This window comes from Acinetobacter junii (assembly GCF_018336855.1).
Lineage (GTDB): Bacteria > Pseudomonadota > Gammaproteobacteria > Pseudomonadales > Moraxellaceae > Acinetobacter > Acinetobacter junii.
The window spans coordinates 2,420,295-2,439,811 of the sequence record NZ_CP059558.1; the positions used below are offsets into that span (position 1 = coordinate 2,420,295).

18 protein-coding genes and 1 tRNA gene are annotated in these 19,517 nt (G+C 37.6%); 4 read left to right on the forward strand and 15 right to left on the reverse strand.

Features of this window, described 5'->3' with window-relative positions; all coding sequences use genetic code 11:
- The first annotated feature begins 165 nt into the window (after nt 1–165).
- Nucleotides 166–251: transfer RNA gene (locus H2677_RS11255), tRNA-Leu, on the forward strand.
- 132 nt (nt 252–383) lie between these two features.
- Here H2677_RS11255 and pgaD read toward each other — a convergent pair.
- From pgaD to H2677_RS11290, 7 genes are all read right to left on the reverse strand, one after another.
- The gene (gene pgaD, locus H2677_RS11260; protein ID WP_144583857.1) at nt 384–800 is read right to left on the reverse strand and encodes a poly-beta-1,6-N-acetyl-D-glucosamine biosynthesis protein PgaD; all 417 of its coding nucleotides are present in this window, start codon (nt 798–800) and stop codon (nt 384–386) included.
- 32 nt (nt 801–832) lie between these two features.
- Nucleotides 833–2,089 (reverse strand): poly-beta-1,6-N-acetyl-D-glucosamine synthase, encoded by a 1,257-nt coding sequence (gene pgaC / locus H2677_RS11265; RefSeq protein WP_212638569.1) that lies wholly within the window; start codon nt 2,087–2,089, stop codon nt 833–835.
- Between the two features lie 13 nt (nt 2,090–2,102).
- Entirely contained in the window at nt 2,103–4,100 is a 1,998-nt protein-coding gene (gene pgaB, locus H2677_RS11270) for a poly-beta-1,6-N-acetyl-D-glucosamine N-deacetylase PgaB (RefSeq protein ID WP_212638570.1), read from the reverse strand.
- A gap of 223 nt (nt 4,101–4,323) precedes the next feature.
- Nucleotides 4,324–4,719 carry a hypothetical protein gene (locus tag H2677_RS11275; RefSeq protein ID WP_004963404.1) on the reverse strand — a complete coding sequence of 132 codons (396 nt, stop codon included), beginning with the start codon at nt 4,717–4,719 and terminating at the stop codon, nt 4,324–4,326.
- Between the two features lie 389 nt (nt 4,720–5,108).
- Nucleotides 5,109–5,450, reverse strand: coding sequence for an FKBP-type peptidyl-prolyl cis-trans isomerase (locus H2677_RS11280; protein WP_004912770.1), 342 nt, complete (start codon nt 5,448–5,450; stop codon nt 5,109–5,111).
- Nucleotides 5,451–5,482: 32 nt separating this feature from the next.
- Entirely contained in the window at nt 5,483–6,013 is a 531-nt protein-coding gene (locus tag H2677_RS11285) for a YaeQ family protein (protein WP_125299617.1), read from the reverse strand.
- An 80-nt stretch (nt 6,014–6,093) separates the two neighbouring features.
- A complete protein-coding gene (locus tag H2677_RS11290) occupies nt 6,094–7,095 on the reverse strand; it encodes a CobW family GTP-binding protein (RefSeq protein WP_212638571.1) in 1,002 nt (333 codons plus the stop codon).
- Nucleotides 7,096–7,569: 474 nt separating this feature from the next.
- Between H2677_RS11290 and H2677_RS11295 the strand changes: the two genes are divergently transcribed.
- On the forward strand, nt 7,570–7,782 hold the full coding sequence (locus H2677_RS11295; RefSeq protein WP_004912781.1) for a hypothetical protein: 213 nt from the start codon (nt 7,570–7,572) through the stop codon (nt 7,780–7,782).
- 121 nt (nt 7,783–7,903) lie between these two features.
- Here H2677_RS11295 and H2677_RS11300 read toward each other — a convergent pair whose 3' ends face one another.
- The 3 genes from H2677_RS11300 to H2677_RS11310 all read right to left on the reverse strand — a co-directional run bounded on the left by H2677_RS11300 (nt 7,904) and on the right by H2677_RS11310 (nt 11,053).
- Complete coding sequence (locus H2677_RS11300; RefSeq protein ID WP_004912784.1) at nt 7,904–8,425, reverse strand: acyl-CoA thioesterase; 522 nt, start codon at nt 8,423–8,425, stop codon at nt 7,904–7,906.
- 200 nt (nt 8,426–8,625) lie between these two features.
- On the reverse strand, nt 8,626–9,252 hold the full coding sequence (locus tag H2677_RS11305) for a MarC family protein (RefSeq protein ID WP_212638572.1): 627 nt from the start codon (nt 9,250–9,252) through the stop codon (nt 8,626–8,628).
- A 385-nt stretch (nt 9,253–9,637) separates the two neighbouring features.
- Nucleotides 9,638–11,053: an aspartate ammonia-lyase gene (locus H2677_RS11310; protein WP_212638573.1), complete on the reverse strand. Its 1,416-nt coding sequence runs from the start codon at nt 11,051–11,053 to the stop codon at nt 9,638–9,640.
- 135 nt (nt 11,054–11,188) lie between these two features.
- On the opposite strand from H2677_RS11310, the gene H2677_RS11315 reads away from it, so the two are divergent.
- Nucleotides 11,189–12,079 carry a LysR family transcriptional regulator gene (locus H2677_RS11315; protein ID WP_004956096.1) on the forward strand — a complete coding sequence of 297 codons (891 nt, stop codon included), beginning with the start codon at nt 11,189–11,191 and terminating at the stop codon, nt 12,077–12,079.
- Nucleotides 12,080–12,204: 125 nt separating this feature from the next.
- On the opposite strand, the gene H2677_RS11320 is transcribed toward H2677_RS11315, so the two are convergent.
- Nucleotides 12,205–13,503, reverse strand: coding sequence for a dicarboxylate/amino acid:cation symporter (locus H2677_RS11320; RefSeq protein WP_035338765.1), 1,299 nt, complete (start codon nt 13,501–13,503; stop codon nt 12,205–12,207).
- A gap of 654 nt (nt 13,504–14,157) precedes the next feature.
- Between H2677_RS11320 and H2677_RS11325 the strand changes: the two genes are divergently transcribed.
- Nucleotides 14,158–15,423 (forward strand): tyrosine-type recombinase/integrase, encoded by a 1,266-nt coding sequence (locus H2677_RS11325; protein WP_212638574.1) that lies wholly within the window; start codon nt 14,158–14,160, stop codon nt 15,421–15,423.
- Between the two features lie 92 nt (nt 15,424–15,515).
- Here H2677_RS11325 and H2677_RS11330 read toward each other — a convergent pair whose 3' ends face one another.
- The 4 genes from H2677_RS11330 to H2677_RS11345 form a co-directional block, all read right to left on the reverse strand.
- Entirely contained in the window at nt 15,516–16,277 is a 762-nt protein-coding gene (locus H2677_RS11330; RefSeq protein WP_228206848.1) for an energy transducer TonB, read from the reverse strand.
- Complete coding sequence (gene tolR / locus H2677_RS11335) at nt 16,274–16,720, reverse strand: protein TolR (RefSeq protein ID WP_086208627.1); 447 nt, start codon at nt 16,718–16,720, stop codon at nt 16,274–16,276. Before tolR ends, H2677_RS11330 begins: the two co-directional genes overlap by 4 nt.
- A complete protein-coding gene (gene tolQ / locus H2677_RS11340) occupies nt 16,713–17,429 on the reverse strand; it encodes a protein TolQ (RefSeq protein ID WP_212638575.1) in 717 nt (238 codons plus the stop codon). The genes tolR and tolQ overlap by 8 nt, the downstream gene beginning before the upstream one ends.
- A gap of 94 nt (nt 17,430–17,523) precedes the next feature.
- A complete protein-coding gene (locus H2677_RS11345; protein ID WP_212638576.1) occupies nt 17,524–19,503 on the reverse strand; it encodes a phytase in 1,980 nt (659 codons plus the stop codon).
- Between the last annotated feature and the right edge of the window lie 14 nt (nt 19,504–19,517).

A 19,517-nucleotide genomic window follows, 5' to 3' on the forward strand; every position in this document is an offset into this window, starting at 1 on the left:
ATCAGCTAATATGAACAAATGATCTCAATTTTGTGAAAGAACTATGAAAAATACATAGCACATGATTATTTTTTATAGGTTAAAAACATGTTTTGATTGAAAATAAAGCAAATAGTTGATTTTACTCTTGCCAAGATTTAAAGCCTCCACTATTATTGCGCACATGCCCGAGTGGTGAAATCGGTAGACACAGGGGATTTAAAATCCCCCGCCCACAAAGCGTGCCAGTTCGAGTCTGGCCTCGGGCACCATCCTTCAACTACTGAAGTTTGGTGCAGTAAAAAATCCAGCGTAAGCTGGTTTTTTTATGCCTGAAATTTATAAAATACAAAGAATACCTCAGTCGAAACTAAGGTATCTAATAAATCTATTAGAATTGAAGGTTATTCCACTCGGATGATTTTACCATTCTCATCGTGGTGAACGATTGTGATCTTTTGCTGACGACCAGAAAATATTTCTTGTTCTGATAGTTCAAAATAGCGAGCATAATCTGTGATTCGCTTTTCAACAGTTTGCCTTTCACTCACTGATTTAGAAGGCAATAAACCCCATAACATGAGTATGACAGCACAAAAAATTAATGCGATTACACCATGTTCAATACCATTACTAAATCCTGACATTAAACGCTGTGCTAGATGGGTTTTCTGAATTTCAATCAATACCCAAACTAAAACGAATGGACGCCATAATAATAACCAGCCTGCCCACATCATCGCTGTTGTTGTGGTCGAAAAATAGCGTTTATGCCATGGGAGTTGGCGACGTAAATCAATAATCAAGCTATTTACTTTCATTTCACTATACTCTGTAAGATTAGACTTACAACTTAACGAATACCACGATCAGGACTAATCCAACGTGCACGTTTTTCCTGTCCACGAAGCAGTACTTTTGGAAAGGCGACGATTGTAGCAGTTATCGTAATTAACCAAAATACAAAGGGATACCAAATCATCCAGTAATAATTTTTACCCAAGTTTGGTTCATAACGACTATCCATCCATTTGCTTAAAGCAAACTGAATTAAACAGGTTGCCCCTAATAAAATCCCACTTCCGTAAGGCAAAAATGGCGAACTTACAATAGCGAGACTTGGGAGTGTAATAACAAAATGTAATAGCCATATGACAGCCATGATTAACATCAAATATGACCATACCAAGGTCAAGCATAATTCAAGCATTAATGGCCATAAGAAGTTAAGTTTGGGTTTCAAGAAGACATCCAAATTCTTGATTAAGACCTGTGCCCCGCCCATCGCCCACCGTAAACGCTGCTTCCACAAACCATTAAAGGTTTCTGGCATCAAAATCCACACCAAAGCATTCGGTTCAAAGCGTACATCCCACCCTGCTCGTTGAAGCTTCCAAGTAATATCAATATCTTCAGTCAACATATTTGGAGACCAATAATCGACTTGATGCACGGCACTTTTACGAAATGCAGTAATTACCCCTGATACCGTAAATAATCGACCAAACGTGCGCTGTGCTCTTTTAATCATTCCAACGATAGATGAGAATTCACCCACTTGAATTCGACCAAGTAAGGTTGATCGTGTTCTTATACGTGGATTTCCTGTGACCGCTGCAACCGTTTCATCCTTTAGAAAATGTCGCATCATCCATTTAGCTGCATGAGGATCAAGTAAAGCATCACCATCAATGCCAATCAAAAACTCAGCATCAGTCATCAAGCTACCCGCTTGCAATCCCATTGCCTTGCCTTGATTTTGAGCTAGATGTACAACACGTAATTTTTCATATTGACTTGCGAGACGATCAAGCACCTCTCCCGTATTGTCTGAACTACCATCATTAATCGCAATCACTTCAAAATTCGGATAATCCAGCTGTAAAGCATGGCTAATGGTTTCTTCAGCATTATCACCTTCATTAAAACAAGGAATAAGTACTGCAACTTTTGGATAAAGCTCTAAACTTTTTGGCTGTTGATAAGGTGGGTCTTGGCGTTCTTTCCAATAAAATAGAATTGCCCCCATCATCCATAAATAAGACATGAATAACGGATAATAGAATACGAACTTAATGGCATATGACCATAAGGCTGCAATTTCAGTCATTTCATATACTCAATTAAGGCACTAGTTGTGATGATTTCTGTGCAAAAGCATCATGCATTTGCTTTACATCAGGGTGATCTTTAATCGGATCATCTGGATAGTAAGCAATGTGCATTGCACCCTGTTGATATAATGATTTGATTGTCGCAGCCATCTCTTCAGATGGAATTTTTTGATCATTTCGCCAGTTCACGGCTTGTAATTCCATCACTGACTTTTTAATACCATTTGGATATTTTTTAAGACGGTTTAAAATGTTGCTATAGAACTGTTCAGGCTGATCTACCTTTTCCATATATGGCATTGCCATAATTGCAGTGAAATCATAACGATTTAAAGATTGTTCTAGCGATTGTGCATACCAGTTTTCTGCATAAGCATTTAATGCAACTTGAGCATATAGATTCCGAGCAGTCATTAAATAAGGTTGGTATTGTCGCACTTCATTTGCTAATTCCATTGCAAAATCATCAAGATATTGAGTTTTGTATGCAGTCCACTTCTGCAAATCAGCATCATTATTTCTAATTTTAGCTAAGTCGGTTGTTAAGCCTTGTTGCGCATAAGCAGCCAAAGCCTGAGGACTAGCATCTTCATAATCAGATAAGGTCACATCATCATGAAATAGCAGACCATCAAATGGTGTGGATTTCGCTAAATCTTGGTAAATTTCTTTGATCGTTTGTCGAGCTTTTGGCGAGAATGGGCTCAGACGTATATAGCCCATGTTTAAATGTTCACCTGCTTTGGCCTGCTCTGTTTGAACCAGCTCATTTGCAACAGGATTAGTCTTTGGTAGCTCCCAAGCCAACATTGGCATCCATGCATAAAGTCGTTGTACTGAGGTACGCGTTTGAATTTGCCAAGCTACACGATTAAATAGATCAGCCCGCATTGGTATATGACGGTTTGGAAAATACACCATATCTGCTGAACCATTGGCATCAGGATCAGAGAACGCTTGCAAATAAACTGTATTCACGCCCATACCATTAATACGATCAAGCAAATGGCTTAAGTTGCGTTCTTCTTGTTGAGGGTCGGGATCATAAATGTAATCAAGATCGACATGCATAATTTTTTGCGGTCGATTATTGTCATTTAAATTCAATTCTCTATTTTTGATTTCTTGTGCCAAAGCATTTGTCGACATATTACCTTGTATTAATATACGACTCATATTCTGCAAGGACTGTTTGGCATGATCTGCACCATCATCCAAAGTAATGGTGATTGGCATACCAAGTTGTTTTGCTGTTTGCACAAGCTGCATATTGTATCGACCATATGGCCATACCATAACTCGTGGTGATCGCAATCCATGTGCCTGTAGTAAATCATTGTTCTTTTTTAAATCTTGATAAATACGTTGCTGGTAAGCTGAATCACTTTCATAACTTTGATTTTTGGGATCATAAATTCGAGAAATTGCAGCAGGTTCTAAATTACCTTGTGGATTTGCATTGACTCCTTCGTGCAGATGATAACTGTGGCTAGCAATTTCCACTAAACCCGAACTCTGCATTTCTTTAAGTTCACTCCAACTTAAGATTTTATTTCTATCAATCGGCTCACCACCGAAATCGACTTTTTCAAGATTGGATGGCTCTAACCATGAACCCACCACTGCAAGTAAGACTGGAATTTTATTTTTACGAATAATTGGATAAGCATTTTGGTAGAAAGACTGATAACCATCATCTACTGTTAATAAAACAGGTTTTTTGGGTAATCTATACTTGCCTTGATGAGCCTTAATAAGTTGATCTACATTAATAAAATGGTAACCATTTTTCTTTAACCATTGGATATGCTCACTAAATTGCTGTGTTGTTACCGCATAGCTTGGTATCAGGGCATCTTTTTCATCGGTAATCTCATGATAACCAATCACCGTCAAGGTAGTAGCATCAATTTTGGGGTTGGCTGCGAAAGTTGCCGCGTTGCATAACATACCAACCACGAGCCCTAAAAAGCATTTTAAAGCTGGCGATCTTGAAGGAGTAGACATGGAGAATATTCTCAATAATAAAGAAAAATCAGTACAGAGATATGCAGAAGGATTTCATCTTATCGACAATTAGATGGCTGACTTTGTCGGGTAATATGAGGATTGTAGTTATAATTTTTTAAACTGAAAATAATCTTAAAAATAAATTGTTATTTTAAACCCACAAAAAAATTTGCCTCGATCATCTTAGATAGTCGAGGCAATCTTTATCAATGTATCCAGACTAGTATTGAATAAGTTGGAAATTTGGATGTTCTGCACGGTCTTGTAAGTAGCAGCGCTCTTTATGATAAAAGTAACGATAAAGACGGTTGACCCAATCACCACGACGGAAAGTTAAAATCTTTTTATTGAATCCATCATAATCAAGAAGAACCACATTACCTTCCTCAGGTGAAAGTAATGTAATTTTATAATTACATTCTGCATGAGGATTAGAAGAACTCAACTCTCGAATGATTTCAACTTTGTTGTCTCCATCCATCCAGTAATGTTTATCCGTCAATGCTTTAGAATTTGCCCAAAAACCATTTTCCGAGCCATCATACGTGTCAATCATGAAAAAATTATTTAGCTCTTTTAATAGCTCAGACGCGGTAATATCCAAATAGTCATTCATACCCACCTCCACTCACTCAATTTTTATCACTTGGTTCACACAAGTGAAATATTTTTATATTTAGCTAATTACATCAATAAGCTAGTTTGCCTAATGATTATCCAGTTTAATCATTTTTTCCAAAAGGTAAACTTAATTCACATTTTATGAAAAAAGTTTGATTCACAAAACACTGCTCTTTTAACTCAAAGATATACAGAACTGTCTACAGAATCAATAACTTTATACTTAAATCGCTTAAAAAATTAATTAGATAAAATCCATATAAATCAAAAACTTAAATTAATGGCTACATATTTATTTGTATTGTTTTTGTACAAATGACAAAAATCACAATAAAATCATAAATTAAGATTAAATTGTGATTTCTATCAACATATTTTTTTTAATTATTCATCACGTGTTTTGACATCAAATAATTCGATCTCAAATATCAAGTTTGAATGCGCAGGAATTATTTTTCCCATTTTTCTTTCACCATATGCCAAGTGTGACGGAACAATCAGCTTACGCTTTCCACCCACGCGCATTCCCATGATACCTTGATCCCAACCTTTGATTACACGACCTGTGCCAATCACGGTTTCAAAGTAATTTCCACGGTCAATTGAAGAATCGAATTTAGTACCATCTTCTAACCATCCCGTGTAGTGAGTGGTAATAAGCGCACCTTTAACTGCTTCTTTACCTTCACCAATTTTTAAATCAATAATTTCTAATTCAGTTATCATCTCAAATTATCTCCTAATATCGATCAAGCCAATTATTGCAATTTTTGCCATTTAATATCGACTTGACCTTTATCGCTCAACAAAGTCCACTCACCATCTAAAATATTCAGTTGTAACTGCATCGTTCTTTCACACAACTGCTCTAGTTCACTAGTTGTTTTATCATCCAGCTGCCAAACTTCGACATTCGTTAAAGTTTTGATTTTACTATTACGTTTCCACCAATCATCTACTTGCGAACCATATGCAACAACTGCGACTTGTTTGCAACGAGCACTTGCTTTTTTGACTTTATCTTCTGCTGGACAACCTACTTCGATCCACTTTTCCAAAAGCCCTGTTAGATCCTTTTGCCATAAAGCAGGTTCGTCAGTTTCAAACAGATCTTTTGTGAATTCTAAACGCTCGTCAGCGAAACGCGCGTAAGCGAGCACACGAACCATGAGTCGTTCAATTGTTTCAGACGGATGCAGCGCAAGTGTAAGTTGATAATCAGCATAAATATGCTCATCCATATTGGCAATATTCAAATCTGCCTTATATATCGTTGCTTTTAGAGCCATAGAATACATCCTCAAATTTGGCGCTAAGCATACTCTATTTTGAAAAAATAAAGATGCCATTTGACCATTATGACGATGAATCATTCATCTTTTAGCTGACAATCTAACAACTCCGACTCAAACTTAAACCAGTCATGTGATGCCTGCGTAATAATTTCAATTCGATTATCTAGCTCTGCTTCAGTTGACTTGTAATTAAATTGCTCAGGATTAAAATTGAAACTTTTCCAACCTTGATCTGTATTAAAAATACCTTTTATACGCACCCAATCCTGTTGTGAACAAAGCAAATCTAAAAGCTCATTAAAATTAAACAACCAGCGTTTCGGCAATTTCCACCCTGCAACGGTATAGCCTTGTGATGACTCAACATAATGGTACGGAAGTTGTTTCACTGCGCTGACATTTTCATCTAGCGTTTGATGCTGTTGTAATTTCAATAATGGTTGAATTTTACGTAAAACAGGTCGCTGTGCTTTATCAATTACTTCGAGTTGGACGTAGCCATGTTCAGCTTCAATCCAGTCTTGCACATAAGCCTGAAATTCTTTTTTTAGTTCAAAATAAATCTGTTGATCACTATCCGTCATGCAATCAGCATGTGAAATTACAACAATTTGTGCAGCTTTAAGTTGATCTTTATATAAGTTCTGTCTTACCCAATTTTCATCATGTAATCGACTTCCATCAACAACAATGACCAACGCGCGCATATCTAAACTTCGTTGCCAGTGGGGTTCTGTGAGTTGCTCAAGCAATTGGGCAGGATGCCCTAAACCTGTCGGCTCAATAAACAAACGATCTGGTTGTGTTTCACTTAAGAGTCGTGAAAGTGCAATCTGCATAGGAAGCTGGCTACTACAGCATAAACATCCACCTAATAATTCTTTAACTGCATAACCTTGCTGTTGAGTAATAAGCTGCTGATCCACACCAATTTGCCCAAATTCATTCATTAAAACTGCCCAAGTCTCATGTTCAGGTTTTTGAGTCAATAAATACTGGAGTAATGTGGTTTTACCAGCACCGAGAAAACCAGAAATAATATGAGTGGGTACAGCTTTATGGCTAATGAGTTTCACGACAATCTCAATCTAAGTGTTAAGCCTATTGTATCGAGAAAGAAAACTGAAAATGAAGCAATTTATTAAAAACCACCAGTTGAGACTTAAGTCACATAATTATTATTTTCCAAGACAAAATCACCATATTAAATCAAATAAAGAAATTAAATTAAAAAATATAATCGTTTTATACAATCAACAGATTTTATATAAATCCGAGTTTATGTTTCCCGTTCGTAATTCACCTGTTCTATTTTTAATCAAAAAAACATATTTGCACACATTTTAATGATTCATTTTGGCGTTTTGTTTTACATGTCTGCAACATAACATTAATTATTATTTCACATTGTTAAGCTAGGCGTAAAACATTGTTAAGAATATTGCTGTAAATAATTTTGGCACTTAGCATGAACCCATGTCGAAATCAGGCTCTGCTTGTTCAGTAAACTTGATAGCGGCTTTTAAAAATTGAATTTAAGGATGCCAATTATGAAACTTGTTAAGACTTTGTTAGCTACTACGCTTACACTTGCTGCTGCAACAACCTTTGCTGCTACAGCACATGATCAATCACATGCTGCGCATGAAACAGAAGAGAAAGTTGTTGTCTCAACTCAAGAACAGCCAGAAACTCAAGGTCAAGCAACAACTGATGCAACTGCGAGTGAAACACCTGCATCTGCACCTGCTGCTACAAACTAAACTGATCTCAAGGTTCCTCCAGACCTTTAGACCACATTAATAACAATAGAATCTTGTTATTAATGCAAAAGAACGAACCATGCTGCGGTTCGTTCTTTTTTTAAATCAGAGAATTAAGCTATTAGCATTGAGAAGATTTTTTGAAAATGCTGCATGATGGTTGTTGCACTTCTTCTAAACGATGAATTTTGCGTAATTCAGCTGCTTCAAAACGACAACGCTTCCAATCTGTATCTAAATTTAATGCTGGAACTGCTTTTGGCTGACGTTGTTCATCTACTGCTACCATCGTGAAGTAGCATGTGTTGGTATGACGAATCGTTCTTTTTTGGATATTTTGAGCTTCCACTCGAATACCAATCTCCATAGATGTACGACCAACATGATTCACACTTGCTAAAAAGGTAACCAGCTCTCCTACATAAATAGGTTCTTTGAAATTGACCTTATCCACAGATAAAGTCACAACATAACTACCTGAATAACGACTAGCGCAGGCGTATGCGACTTGATCAAGTAACTTTAAAATTGCTCCACCATGAACATTGCCTGAAAAATTTGCCATATCAGGTGTCATAAGCACTGACATCGTTAATTCAGATTGATCATCGGGAGCTTGGTTTAATTGATCTAAAGGAGACATGAGTAAAACTCGTAAATATGCTACGCCACTATTATCCTTTATTCAGACAATTAAACATATGCAAATTAGCTCAAAATACCATCAAATATATTTATATAAATTACGATGAATATTTCAAAATGATTACATCGCACCAATTTTCAGATAGAAATGAGAAAATTGTTCATTTGGCATTTATATTTTAAATACCATATATACTTCTATTTAATAATACTGGCACTTTCAATTAACCCCATAATCCCATTAACTATCATATCAACAGCAATTGTGCCAATCAGCAGAGCCGATAAACGCCCTACAATGTCAAAATAACGATCAATATATTTTGCATGTTTATAGCGTAAATGATCATGTGCAAATTTCATCAGAATCAAAATACTACACGTTAACATCAACGTAATCGCAATGACTGCAACCGCACCTGAAAATGGAACACTAATCCCCGTGACTACTGCAGCACTTATGGTTCCTGGACCAATCATAAATGGCATAGCTATTGTTCCAGCTAAATGTTCAGGCGCCCCTCTCATCTCACCAATTGTTTCTGCACCTTGAAAAACGTAACGATAACCAATGACTAAAAAGATGAGACCACCGAAAATTTGAAATGATTCAAATCGAACATTCAAATAACGGCTAAAAATACTTTCACCACCCCAAGCAAATAAAATAAAGACAATAAATGCGATTAAACATCCTTGAATCAATGCTTTGCTAAAAACTTTAGCATCCGTATTACGAATCATACCAATCATGTAAACACTCATAAGGAATGGATTCAGTAATGAAAAAAACAATGCAAATGCATGGATGTAGGGAGAAAACATAAAAAGTCTCTAAATCAGCTTCGGTTTTAGACTTGGATAAACCCAATAGATGGATCAAAATTTCAAATTGGAATGATTAAAAAGATCATCTATTTCCAAATATGGTTTGAACGTTTACACGAGGATTCAATGTCAGCTTCAACACTAAATTTTTGTAAACTACGATCAAAACTATAAAAATTAATTAATTTTTCATATTTTACATTGCAAGAATCATTCTGCTTGGACCCACATGTATAGGAGTAGTATTGAAAATGTAAAAATACGATTTTATTTCTTATTTTTTCAGAGCGGTTTAGAGCTATATCGTTTTGAAGATCAATAACCCAAGAAAGCTGTCACAAGCTTTCTTGAGTTTAACAAATTTACATCAAGTCTTTAAAAGTCAGACTGATTGCTTTGGATGTACCATATTTTTTACAGCTAAAATATCTGCCAAAACCTCATCAGAAATTAGATTTTCAGCTTTAACTAGACTCAGCACACTTTGACCAGATTCATTTGCTTGTTTAGCGATACGTGTCGTGGTTTCATAACCTAAAAATGGATTTAATGCTGTAATAATACCAATCGAATTTTCAACTTGTGACTGACAAAGTTCCGCATTAGCACGAATCGTATCAATACATTTAAGTTGGAACATTTGCATTGCTTTTCCTAGCAAATCAATTGATTCAAATAGTTTGAATGCAATCAATGGTTCCATCGCATTAAGCTGCAACTGCCCTGCCTCAGCAGCTAAAGTGACAGCCAAATCATTTGCAATCACTTGGAAACAAATTAAATTCATTGCCTCTGGAATTACAGGATTCACTTTACCTGGCATGATTGAACTTCCAGGCTGACGTGGCTCAAGATAAATTTCACTTAAACCAGCACGTGGACCACTCGATAATAGACGCAAATCATTGGCGATTTTTGAAAGCTTCGTCGCTGTACGTTTTAAGAAACTCGACAATAAAACAAAATCACCCATATCTGATGTGGCTTCGATTAAATCAGGTGAACTGCTAATCTTACGACCCGTAATTTCTGACAAAGCTTCGATAGCATATTCACGATACTTCACTTCAGTATTGATGCCTGTACCTATCGCGGTACCACCTAGATTTACAACACTCAAAGCATCAGGCATGATCTGATTTAATTTATCTAAATCATTTTGTAATGTAGCAGCAAAAGCCCCAAATTCTTGTCCTAATGTCATCGGCACGGCATCTTGTAACTGAGTTCTACCCATTTTCAAAATATCCGAAAACTCTTCAGATTTTGCTCTAAAACTCGCAATTAGATGATTAAAAGGTACATTTAACTGTTCAATTGCCGCAATTAAACCTATTTTGATTGCAGTAGGATATACATCGTTGGTCGACTGAGACATATTCACATCATTGTTAGGATGTAAGTATTGATATTCTCCTTTGCTATGACCTAGATATTCCAATCCAATATTTGCCACAACCTCATTTATATTCATATTGGTTGAGGTTCCAGCACCACCTTGGATCATATCCACCATAAATTGGTCATGATATTGGTTATTTAAAATCTGCTGGCATGCATATTGAATTGCTTTGTTCTTATTTCCATCAATTTTATTTAATTTAAGATTTGAATAAGCACACGCAGACTTAACCATTGCCAATGCTTTAATAAAGTTTGGAAACTGGCTTAATTTACTTTGGCTTAAACTAAAATTCTCGATTGCTCTTAAAGTTTGTACACCATAATAACAATTCGAAGGAATTTCTTTAAAACCCAATAAATCTTTTTCAGTCCGCGTATTAATCTTAATGTTCATTTGAATAAATCCTGTACGACTATATTTTTATGTTAAAAGACTGTGTGTGTTTTTTCTAATGTAAAAAAATATTACTACATGCATTTTTTGCATAATAGATTATAATAGTGTATGAGCATGCATTAAGGATAATTTATGACCTTGGAAATTCGATGGATTGAAGATTTACTTGCATTAGAACAGGAAAAATCAATCTCCCAAGCAGCAGAGATCAGGCATGTAACTCAGTCCGCCTTCTCACGTAGACTACAAAATATTGAAAATGCTTTGGGTTTCCCAATCCTCGATCGAGAAAGTAAAAATATTGATTTCACTGAAGCTGGACAAATTTTATTAGCTACTGCTAAAAACATTCACAACCAACTTTCAAGCACAATTACCTATTTAGAAAAAAATATTAAAAACAATGAACTAAATACAAAATTCGCTGTTTCGCATTCACTTATTACACAATTTTTCCCTCGTTTTATTCATGAGCTTTCCGAAGATCTGAGTGATTTAAAATTAGAAATTATTGCAGCAAACCTCAAACAAGGCATGCGCTTGCTCACAGATGGTTCTTGCGATTTCTTGATTTGTTATTGTGACCAGAAAACTTTAGCTCAAATGGATTTTTCACTTTTTCTTTTCCACAAAATCGTGAAAATGGAAATTTTGCCTGTGACCGCCCTTTATAATAACCAACCAAAATATTCATTTAATGAATTATTTCCGTTGTTATCATATAGCAAGCAGGCTTATTTGAGAAAATGTGTCGATGATATTATAGAAAATCAACTAAACTATCGAATATTATATGAAACTGATAATGCAAGCGATTTAAAAGAACTCGTTTTACAAGGTTTAGGAATTGCTTGGCTACCAAAGCTTCTTGTTGAAAAAGAGATTGCAGAAAATAAACTTAAAGTCGTTGAACCAATTAATTTTCACACATATCAAGACGTTTATATCATCAGAAGAAAAATCGTACTCTCCAAAAGAATAAACTATATTTGGGATTTTTTAACCTCACAAGAATTTAAATAATAATAATTATGAAATAAAAATGATTGCTTAATATCGATGATCTAAAATCAGATTCAAAGATATTAAACAATCATTTTAGTTTATAAATTTACTTGTCATCCAATCTTTTTTACTGGTTTCAAAAGTTAGGTGTTATCTGCTAAACGACTCACTGGCACAATTGAATCAACAACCACTTCCTCAACCTCATCGACTTCCTCATTGCCCACTTCAGTTCTAGCAATCACAGCTGTAGCAATACTGTTGCCTATGACATTTGTTGCAGTTCTGCCCATATCCAAAAATTGATCAACCGCAAGGATCAATAAAATTCCAGCCTCAGGCAATTTAAACATCACTAAAGTAGATGCAATCACAACAATTGAAGCCCTTGAAACACCAGCTATTCCTTTACTGGTGATCATTAACGTTAATAGAATTAAAACTTGTTGAGTAAAACTTAGATCAATATTGTAAGCTTGCGCAATAAAGAGTACTGCAAAAGACATATACATCATTGAACCATCTAGGTTAAATGAATAACCAAGTGGCAACACAAAACTGGTAATCCGTTTCGGTACACCAAACTTATTCAACGCTTCCATTGTCTTAGGATAAGCAGATTCACTACTTGCCGTAGCAAAAGCTAAAGTTGTCGGTTCACGTACAGCTTTGACCAATCTAAAAACATCTTTCTTCAAGAAAATATAACCAAAAGAAATCAGGATCATCCATAAGATCAACAGCCCCACATAGAACTGCCCGATAAAAATACTATAGTCTAAGATCAGCTTCGGACCCTGAACTGTGATTGCAGATGCAATTGCCGCGAAAACAGCGATTGGTGCAGCAGCCATCACGTAATCCGTGATACGGAACATCACACGACATAGCTCATCAATAATGCGCCCAATGATGGTAGCCCCAGATTGATGTTGAACATAAGCTAAAGCCGAACCAAAAAATATCGAAAAGACTAAAATCTGAAGAATTTCATTATTCGCCATTGCCTCAGCGAAACTACGCGGGAAAATATGCGTAATAAAGGTTTGAAGACTTAAGCTTGATGCACTTACGCCCACATCTACAGCTTCCTTCGGTATAACGAGATTCATTCCCACACCTGGTTGGAAATAATTCGCAAGTCCCATACCCAGCAATAGCGAAATAAATGAAGCGCCAATAAACCAACTCATGGCTTTGACTGTAATCGATCCTAAAGAGGATGATTTACCCATCGAAATTAATCCTGAAACAATCGTTGCAAAGACTAATGGAGCAATGATCATCTTGATCAATCGAAGAAAGACATCCGTGACAATCTTAAAATAAGATGCAATATCCGTTGCTTGTGCTGTACTTACTGAGCTATGACATGCCCAACCAACTAATATTCCCGATATCATTGCGATGAGAATATATTTGAGCAACCTTTTTTGGTTCATAATAATTATTCCTTCCCTATCCTTCTTTACACCAATGTGATCAATACACATCAAACCTTGGTGATAATCCATGTTGACTCAGTCAAAATTTTTCAGCCATACAGCAGAACTTTCGACTCAACAATAAGCACAGGCAAGTGTCACTTTTTTCTTTTAAAAACGATAATGCAAAAATTAAATATTTCATGCAAAAAATGCATGATTTTTAAAGCAGTACAAAACATAGATAATAGTTATGCAATGCTATCAGCAAAGATTTTTCTTGTTTTTTAGCATACAAAATTTATTTTTATTTTAGATAACAATTCTCTTAATTTATCAAACAATCAATTTAGTATGAAATTTGCTTGGGTGAATGCATTAACATCAGTATTCTTTTTCACAAAATCTATCCACTTTAGATTCCATAAAAAATTTAAATAATAAATAGATGTTTAAAATTTTCTTATAGAAATAAAAAAGCCTCTGTATAAACAGAGGCTTTTTAAGTATTTGGCGGAAGCGGTGTCCGTCTAACAATAATCCTAAGCAATCCAAATAAATATTATAAACATATATATTTCAATGTTTTAACATTTTAATCATCCTAACACATCTTGTCTCATTCTACCAGTTCCAGTATTTTATGAGGGGTAGGTTGTGGGGTAAAAAAACATGCCAAAGAAATCTAAAGAGCTATCTGCTCTAAGTGTAGCAAAAATTAAGGCGACTGGACGACATTCTGTTGGCGGTGTTGATGGCCTCTGCCTGAACGTCGAAGGTAATTCTCGTGTTTGGATTTTGCGTGCTGTTGTTGGCAAACGGTTAGATAAAGAAGGAAAACTAAAACCTCATCGACGTGATATTGGCATTGGTCCCTACCCTGAAGTTTCTTTAGCCGAAGCCCGTGCCAAAGCAACCGAATTGAGATTACAAATACGAAGTGGCATTGATCCTATTGCACACAAACAAGAACAGCTTGAAAAGCTTCTTGTTCAGCAACTACGGAACAAAACATTCATGGAATGTGCGAAAGTTGTTATTGCCAATAAAACCCGTGAACTCAAAAATGAAAAGCATATTGGGCAATGGTCATCAACACTGGAAACCTATATCTATCCAACGCTGGGTGATCTCACTATTGGCACCATTACCAAAGTAGCTATTGCTGAAGCTCTCAAACCGATCTGGATTGAGAAGAATGAAACAGCCAGACGTATTCGTGGTCGTATAGAAACCATCTTCGATTATGCTAAAGCGATGGGATATTTTGTGGGTGATAACCCAGCCGCTTGGAAAGGTAATCTTGAGCCTATCTTAGGTAACTTAAAGCAAGAATCCCGCCCACACCCATCCCTACCTTATGAACAGGTTGCTGAGTTTATCCAGCATCTGACACAGAAAAAAGGAATTTCACCAAAGGCACTAGAATTTACAATTTTAACTGCATGTCGTTCTGGGGAAGTTTTTGGGGCCAAATGGCAGGAAATTGATTTTAAGAATAAAGTTTGGATCATTCCTAAAGAGCGTATGAAAGCAGACAAAGAACACCGTGTGCCCCTATCTCAAGAAGCGATTAACTTACTTGAATCCATCCAAGAATATACTCAGCCGCAAGATTTTATTTTTCCAGCACCACGCAATGGCGGAATGCTATCTGACATGTCATTGACTACTCTGATCAAGCGTATGCATGAACAAAAGCTTAAAGAAAATGGCTTAGGCTATATTGATCCTAAGCAGAATCGTGTGATTACTACACATGGTTTTAGATCAACCTTCCGAGATTGGTCAGCAGACAAAACCGATTACCCTCGTGAAGTTTGTGAACATGTACTTGCACATAAATTGCCAGATGAAGTTGAAGCTGCTTATTTACGCGGAGCTTATCTTGAAAAACGTAAGAGTTTGATGGCAGATTGGGCTAATTTTTGCACTTAAACCAACTTAATGTATTTAAAGCATTAAAATTAAAGCAAGTCAGGCACTCTAATCAAACTAAATCGAGTGATTTCCTCAATTGATCAATACAATTAACTTTCAATACGATATTGGAAAGTATTTTTAACATTCAACACGCTAGTCGGTTTGCCATCGACGAGACGAGGCTGATATTTAAAAGTGAGAGCAGCCTGAATCGAAGGTCGTACAAACATCGGATGGCAGTCGCCTTGTGCCTTTGGATTTTCTACCCGTCCTTTTTCGTTCACGCTATACACCACCGTACAATCCCCCTCCAGCTTACGATCCAAAGCTTGTTCAGGATAAGCTGGTGCTATTTTTGTAACAGGTTGATAATTTTTAACATCAAATGATTCAGGATGAGTTTGTGCTTTAGGTTCTACTGATTTCTGGGTCTTGGTCTGAGTTGGTATATCCGCTTGAGACTGCGTATCTACTGTTTTCTGAGATTCCGCTACTGCCGTTTGCTTTTCCGTCACGACTTGCTGTGTCGGTTTAGACGCTGTAGGTACAATTTTGTTGCTCTGTGACTCTACAAACTTCTTGGTGGTTTTCGGTTGGACTTCAGTAGGTTTCTCAACCTGTTTCTTGACAGGCTCATGTAAGGGTTTTTCTTCGACTATCGGCTCAGGCTTTTTAGGTTCAGGTTGTTGTTTGGCTGGAGGGGGTATTTGCACAAATTGTAATTGAATGGTTTTCGGCTTGGGTTCCGCCAATGTTTCATGCATCTCAACCGTACATAACCATGCAATTAGCGCAATATGCAATCCAGCCGTGACCGAAAGTGCTAGGCCTTGATCACGAAACCTAATTTTGGAAACGGTTGTCATCATGATTGTGGTTCCTCTGTCACTAGCCCCAAGTTCGTTACCCCACTTTTTTGCAAGGATGCTATGGCCTGTGCAACCAGTTGATAATCAGCATCCTGATCGGCACGTACATAAAACTGTAAGCTTTTATCTTTTTGAATAATCGGAACGAGCTTTTGTTGCATAGTGGCTAAATCAATGGCCTGATCCGTAACTTTCTCGGTATTCACTTCTGATCCAATATTCCAGTAATACTGGCCATTGGCTTGAATAGATAAGGTTACAATACGCTGCTGTTGTGACGCGGGCATGACATTGGCATCCACTTTAGGCAAATCAATTTGAATGCCTTGCGTCAACATTGGTGCAGTCACCATAAAAATTACCAACAACACCAACATGACATCAATATAAGGAACCACATTCATTTCAGCATTGGGTTTTAATTTTTGAGGACGCTTAATCATGGTTCTTGCTCCTTAACGCGAAATGCTCAGTGTGCCCCAACAAACGATAAATACGCGTTTGCAACTCATTGGCAAAACCGTAATAACGACTGGAAAGCTTGTCAGCACGTGCCGAAAAGCGGTTATACGCCACGACCGCAGGAATAGCGGCAAATAAACCAATAGCTGTCGCAATAAGCGCTTCTGCAATCCCTGGTGCAACTGTATTGAGGGTTGCCTGTTCAACGGCAGACAGTCCAATAAACGCATTCATAATGCCCCAGACCGTTCCAAATAAGCCTATATACGGGCTGACTGAACCGACTGTTGCAAGAAAGGTCAGATTTTGCTGAAGCTTTTCTTCTTCTTCACTGATGCTGCTGAGCAAACGACGTTCTACCCCATCAATCACATCACTTGTAGTGAGTTGGTCATCTTTGATCAATTGATGGTATTCATCCACCCCATGTTGAAAAATGCTGACTACGCCTTTCCGTTGTTCAGGCTGTTGGTAATCTTGCTGTAAAAGATTGAGATCTTTTTGCTGTCTAAAATTCTTTAAAAAGCGGTTCCAAAGCTGCTCTTGTCCACGAAGTAACATACCGTGACGCACGATTAAATACCAACTTACTACTGAGGATAAAACCAAAATCAACATCACTACTTTCACCAACACACTGGCATGGCTAATCAACATCCAAACCGACATTTGATCCATTGTTGCTTGCATAACGCACTCCAATTTTTTACTGCATGGTGCAGTACATGTATATTTTTAAAATGGGCTGTGACTCTTTGCCCCAGCCTATGTACTAAAGCGCTATTTAGTCCAAATGCAGGGCTTGAGCGATTTTTTCCCACGGCACATATTTAAAGTTCTGATTGGTTTCAGGCATCCGTTTACGTCCATCTTGCACCACCAACATGCCTTGCTTCCATTTGCCACCAAAATTTAGGGAACTCACATCTAGTCCATCTGTTTCAGACACAGCGTCAATGCCTTTGTCGATATTGATGCCTACACGAAATGCGCCACGAACCGTATAAGGTGCTGCGGCATCAAGCACCACAAAGCTGTCATTGCCTTGGCTTGAAACTACCAAATAACTTTGCTTTTTACCGTGATAAAGTCCCATTCCCTCAATGTCATCATGCATCACCTCTCCTACACCTATCACCTGCTGCATAGGGAGCTGAGTTTTTGGATTGAGATCTTTTACCCACACCGCGACATCTTCTTCACCCAAGAAAATACGTCCTGTGGCATCGTCTACGACACAGCCTTCAGGTTGGGTTTGAACTGAAAAACGTTGTACTTCTTCAGCCCGTAATTTTTGCTGTGCAGCCGTGATGTGGTATTGAACAAAAGTCCCGTTTTTATCGTTGGGAATGGCATAGATTTCCCCTTGAGCATCGCGGTACATACAAATGCCATAAATATCATCCAATGTAGTTGCTAGCTCGCCGAGCACAGAAACCTTGCCCGTTTTGGGTTGAATCGCAAAGAGATGCAGACTGTTATGATCTCGGTTCGATGCCACAGCCAAATCGACCGTTTGATTGCCCCATTTAAAACCGTAGCGTACATCAACATTATTCAATCGCCCTACTGGCAAATACTGCACGGTTTTGCCCTGTAAATCGTTAACCTGTAAACCACCTTGTTTATCTGTCGCTAAAATGCGGGATTGACTCGGTTGTGTAGCGTTATGCCAAATCGCAGGATCATCAGCCGCGTCACCTGTACTTGGCACACCCTCCGTCTGCACTTCTGCTGGAATGGTGATGATATTCTGAGCTTTGGTCTGGGTCTGAGTTTCCCATTCCGCATCCGCCACTTTTACGGTTTTATCATCTAAAATCAGCAAGGATTTATCGGTTAAATTACCTTGAACACTCAAAGTCTCTGCTTCTTTCACCGTGTCTAATTGTAAAGGTGGCTGTGCTTTCCATTGCTTATCTTGCTTTTGATAACGATAAAGCAAAGGTTTTTCTGCATCGAGTACAGCGATATGATCATCTACAATCGCAATTGCAGAGGGTGAACCTTGCATCGAACCAAAGGGTTGCACGAGATCTACCGCTTGACGCACCATGTCAGCTTCAGAATGTGCTGGATATGCCCAAACCCCAACATTCTCTTCATTAATGAACAGCTCTGCGGTGCTATCATTCACTTTGCATACACTGCTGGCAGGTGGAAAACTAAGACGACGTACCAACTGTGGTTGAACCAAAGCCTTTTCATGCTGAGCCACCAACCATTGCTCACCAAGCCCCTCTTCACCCACTAAAAAAGCAAAACTCAGCCCTTGAGCATCGGTATATAAGCAAACATCTTCAGACTTAAATGAACGCTTTGGAATAAAGCTGGGTTTGTCCCATGCTTTATTTTTTAAGTTCATGCTCATCAGTTGAATTTGCTGTTGTTGCAAATTTGACGCAGCAATCAATAAACGCTCCGAACCAATCCGATAATCAAAACGCCCAAACTGACCTTGAATTTGATGTAGTACATTTTGTTGATCATCTAAGATTTGTAGCCCTTTGTTTTTACTGCTCAACAGTGCGGCAACTTCAGGCCATGCACTCAAGCTTAACGATTGCACATCCTCAGTTTTTGCCCCATTCATGTCGACTTCACGTAATTGCAACTTCGCTGCCATAGGCTGATCTATTGGTATTTCAGCCGAGCTTAACGACTGGCTATTTTGCGGAGCTTGGGGCACGCTGTGCTGACTGCATGCGCTCAATAACAGCAAGCAACTGCTTAAAGCAGACAATTTAAAAGATGAAAATTTCATAGAGACACTCAAAA

Bases quoted from the DNA above. Each gene is read 5' to 3' on its own strand.
- pgaD (WP_144583857.1), bottom strand. From the start codon at position 800: ATGAAAGTAAATAGCTTGATTATTGATTTACGTCGCCAACTCCCATGG.
- pgaC (WP_212638569.1), bottom strand. From the start codon at position 2,089: ATGACTGAAATTGCAGCCTTATGGTCATATGCCATTAAGTTCGTATTC.
- pgaB (WP_212638570.1), bottom strand. From the start codon at position 4,100: ATGTCTACTCCTTCAAGATCGCCAGCTTTAAAATGCTTTTTAGGGCTC.
- H2677_RS11275 (WP_004963404.1), bottom strand. From the start codon at position 4,719: ATGAATGACTATTTGGATATTACCGCGTCTGAGCTATTAAAAGAGCTA.
- H2677_RS11280 (WP_004912770.1), bottom strand. From the start codon at position 5,450: ATGATAACTGAATTAGAAATTATTGATTTAAAAATTGGTGAAGGTAAA.
- H2677_RS11285 (WP_125299617.1), bottom strand. From the start codon at position 6,013: ATGGCTCTAAAAGCAACGATATATAAGGCAGATTTGAATATTGCCAAT.
- H2677_RS11295 (WP_004912781.1), top strand. From the start codon at position 7,570: ATGAAACTTGTTAAGACTTTGTTAGCTACTACGCTTACACTTGCTGCT.
- H2677_RS11300 (WP_004912784.1), bottom strand. From the start codon at position 8,425: ATGTCTCCTTTAGATCAATTAAACCAAGCTCCCGATGATCAATCTGAA.
- H2677_RS11305 (WP_212638572.1), bottom strand. From the start codon at position 9,252: ATGTTTTCTCCCTACATCCATGCATTTGCATTGTTTTTTTCATTACTG.
- H2677_RS11310 (WP_212638573.1), bottom strand. From the start codon at position 11,053: ATGAACATTAAGATTAATACGCGGACTGAAAAAGATTTATTGGGTTTT.
- H2677_RS11315 (WP_004956096.1), top strand. From the start codon at position 11,189: ATGACCTTGGAAATTCGATGGATTGAAGATTTACTTGCATTAGAACAG.
- H2677_RS11320 (WP_035338765.1), bottom strand. From the start codon at position 13,503: ATGAACCAAAAAAGGTTGCTCAAATATATTCTCATCGCAATGATATCG.
- H2677_RS11325 (WP_212638574.1), top strand. From the start codon at position 14,158: ATGCCAAAGAAATCTAAAGAGCTATCTGCTCTAAGTGTAGCAAAAATT.
- H2677_RS11330 (WP_228206848.1), bottom strand. From the start codon at position 16,277: ATGATGACAACCGTTTCCAAAATTAGGTTTCGTGATCAAGGCCTAGCA.
- tolR (WP_086208627.1), bottom strand. From the start codon at position 16,720: ATGATTAAGCGTCCTCAAAAATTAAAACCCAATGCTGAAATGAATGTG.
- tolQ (WP_212638575.1), bottom strand. From the start codon at position 17,429: ATGCAAGCAACAATGGATCAAATGTCGGTTTGGATGTTGATTAGCCAT.
- H2677_RS11345 (WP_212638576.1), bottom strand. From the start codon at position 19,503: ATGAAATTTTCATCTTTTAAATTGTCTGCTTTAAGCAGTTGCTTGCTG.